The organism is Inquilinus limosus DSM 16000 (genome assembly GCF_000423185.1).
In the GTDB taxonomy this organism is placed as follows: Bacteria; Pseudomonadota; Alphaproteobacteria; order DSM-16000; family Inquilinaceae; genus Inquilinus; species Inquilinus limosus.
Genome location: NZ_AUHM01000065.1, coordinates 1 through 1,669, shown reverse-complemented (window position 1 = coordinate 1,669; position 1,669 = coordinate 1). Strand labels below are relative to the sequence as shown.

The following is a 1,669-nucleotide window of genomic DNA, read 5'->3' as shown; positions in this document are numbered from 1 at the left end:
TAGCCGGCGGGGCGGCCGGCGGGGCGGCGGGGCGCTGGATCGGCGCCGCCGCGGGCACGGCGCTGTGCGGCCCGATCTGCGGCGTTGTCGGCGGCATCATCGGCAGCCGGGCCGGTGCCATGGCGGGCCGGGCCCTGGCCGGGACCATCGCCAATATGATGGAAGGGGCCAACGAGGCGGCCGAGACCCAGACCAGGCCCGGCGAGGCGACGCAAACCTGTGAAGACTGCAACAAGCAAGCCGATCCGTGTGCTCACCTTCGTAGGGGCAACGGCACCGGCCCCTATAGAGGCGGCGCGCATGGGGAAACTAAGAAGCCAGTGGGGGACGAATTGGATTCCCACCACACCCTCGCAAAGGACTGCTTTCCAAAATCGATGTGGGATAATCTTCCGGCGATACAAATGGATCCGCTGGACCACCGGAAGACCATGAGCAATGGCAATAAAGGACGGGCTGGAGCTGACTGGCGGGGGCGGCAGTGTGACCTAATAAAAAATGGAAATTTTGAGGAAGCGCTTAAAATGGATACCGATGATATCCGTAGAATCGCGCGAGAAGCCGGCGATCCAGAAAAATATGATGAAGCCTTAAAGGAGATGGAGGAATATGCACGGTGTCGAGAAAAGCATGGCTTAGTCAATCCCGATGGAGCAGAATCAGCTCCAGGAAGCGCTCCGGCTTCGCCTGGATCTTCTGGACCATTGACCTCATGAGGTGTCGTGGTGTTTGAGATAATTCCTGGAGAAGGCCTTGGCCCTCTGCGATTCGGAATGGGGCCGATAGAGATAGAACGAATACTTGGAAACAAGGAGGATCAGTCAGAATATGACGATGTTGTTGAGCTGTACTTTTCTAATTATATGAACTTGTCATTTCGAAATGATAAGTTATTCCAGATTGGTGCCACGCGGAGATCATCTGGAATAGCGTACAAGGGTATGGATATTTTTTCGGCGGATCCGATGGCGGTTCTAAGAGCGTTGGAAATGGACGCGGGTGGTGCTTTCGAGAGTTACGGATTTATTGTATTTCCCAAAATGGGTCTTTCTCTTACTGGTTTTCACGATGACGATCTGGATAATAAAGCAATGGCGCTATCTGTATTGGAGGAATGGCAATCTTCTTCCGACACGTTGAAGTCTATTAGCTTCTTGTGATTATAAAGAAGTAGAAAAATCACATAAACGCTATACGCATTCTCATTTTCGGACCTGCTAAAGCGGGTGCTGCCACACTCAAAAAAACGGACCGTAGGATCGTATCAATGGCCGACTTCCCTCGTAGTTTTCAGCGCGCTCTCGAAAAATTTGGGGAGCCGCAAGGTGGTGAGGCGGTGCCCACGTCAGTCTTCCGAGCCTATCAAGGGCGTCTGCCTGACGGCTTGCTTCGGTTCTGGGAACAGCACGGCCTCGGGATGTGGCTGGATGGATATTTCCAGTTCTGCAATCCGGATGTTTACCATCAGGTGGTCCAGGCCATTCTTGGGAACGACCCTCAGCTCAAGGCCGACCAAAGCCATCTGGTCGGCTTCTCCGCATTCGGACACCTGCTGGTCCGGAACGAAGAGCACCACCTATCTGATGGTGCTGTCGGGCGGCCAGGCGGCGGCGCTGCCGGAGGTGCGCGGCTTTATCGGCAGCGGCGAGGCCGGCCCCGACGCGCAGGT

Annotated in this window: 3 protein-coding genes; all 3 read left to right on the top strand. The window is 55.3% G+C overall.

Going from position 1 to position 1,669, the window contains the following annotated elements; genetic code table 11:
- On the top strand, positions 1 to 716 hold a 716-nt coding region (locus G537_RS44400; protein ID WP_211230552.1), incomplete at its 5' end, for a hypothetical protein.
- A gap of 6 nt (positions 717 to 722) precedes the next feature.
- Positions 723 to 1,160, top strand: a complete 438-nt coding sequence (locus G537_RS44050) for a hypothetical protein (protein WP_155888838.1) — start codon at positions 723 to 725, stop codon at positions 1,158 to 1,160.
- A gap of 107 nt (positions 1,161 to 1,267) precedes the next feature.
- Positions 1,268 to 1,669 (top strand): GAD-like domain-containing protein (locus G537_RS45680; RefSeq protein ID WP_211230551.1); only part of this gene is annotated, 402 nt, incomplete at its 3' end.